The organism is Pseudothauera rhizosphaerae (assembly GCF_004801305.1).
Classification (GTDB): Bacteria; Pseudomonadota; Gammaproteobacteria; order Burkholderiales; family Rhodocyclaceae; genus Pseudothauera; species Pseudothauera rhizosphaerae.
The window spans coordinates 1-808 of sequence record NZ_SSOD01000041.1; the positions used below are offsets into that span (position 1 = coordinate 1).

The 808-nt window shown below is 65.1% G+C and carries 1 protein-coding gene; it reads right to left on the reverse strand.

The window, feature by feature from the left end:
* Positions 1 to 54 precede the first annotated feature (54 nt).
* Positions 55 to 804 (reverse strand): electron transfer flavoprotein subunit beta/FixA family protein, encoded by a 750-nt coding sequence (locus tag E6O51_RS21660; RefSeq protein WP_136387110.1) that lies wholly within the window; start codon positions 802 to 804, stop codon positions 55 to 57.
* Positions 805 to 808: the final 4 nt, after the last annotated feature.

The following is an 808-nucleotide window of genomic DNA, read 5'->3' on the forward strand; positions in this document are numbered from 1 at the left end:
GTGGCCGCCTTCAGGCTGGCGTTGTCGTGTTCAGCAATGACCAGGATCGCCATCTCAGATCACCTTCGCTTCGTTCTTGAGTTTGTCGATGAGTTGCGCCACGTCGGCCACGCGTACGCCGGCGCTGCGCTTGGGCGGCTCGCTGACCTGGACGGTCGTCAGGCGCGGAGCGACGTCCACGCCCAGATCGGCCGGCTTCACGGTGTCGAGGGGCTTTTTCTTGGCTTTCATGATGTTGGGCAGGGTGGCGTAGCGCGGTTCGTTCAGGCGCAGGTCGGTGGTGATCACCGCGGGCAGCTTGAGTTCGATGGTTTCCAGGCCGCCGTCGATTTCGCGCGTCACGCTCGCCTTGCCGTCGGCCAGGGTCACCTTGGAGGCGAAGGTGGCCTGCGGCCAGCCCAGCAGGGCGGCGAGCATCTGCCCGGTCTGGTTGGCGTCGTCGTCAATGGCCTGTTTGCCGCAGATCACTACCTGGGGGCCTTCCTGGTCGGCCAGGGCCTTGAGCAGCTTGGCCACGGCCAGGGGCTGCAGTTCGACGTCGGTTTCCACCAGGATGCCCCGGTCGGCGCCGATGGCCATGGCCGCGCGCAGGGTTTCCTGGCAGGCGCCCACGCCGCAGCTCACCGCCACCACTTCGCTGGCCACCCCCGCTTCCTTGAGACGTACCGCTTCTTCCACCGCGATCTCGTCGAAGGGATTCATGCTCATCTTGACGTTGGCAATGTCCACGCCCGTGCCGTCGCCCTTGACCCGCACCTTGACGTTGTAATCGACCACGCGCTTGACTGGAACCAGTATCTTCAAAGCC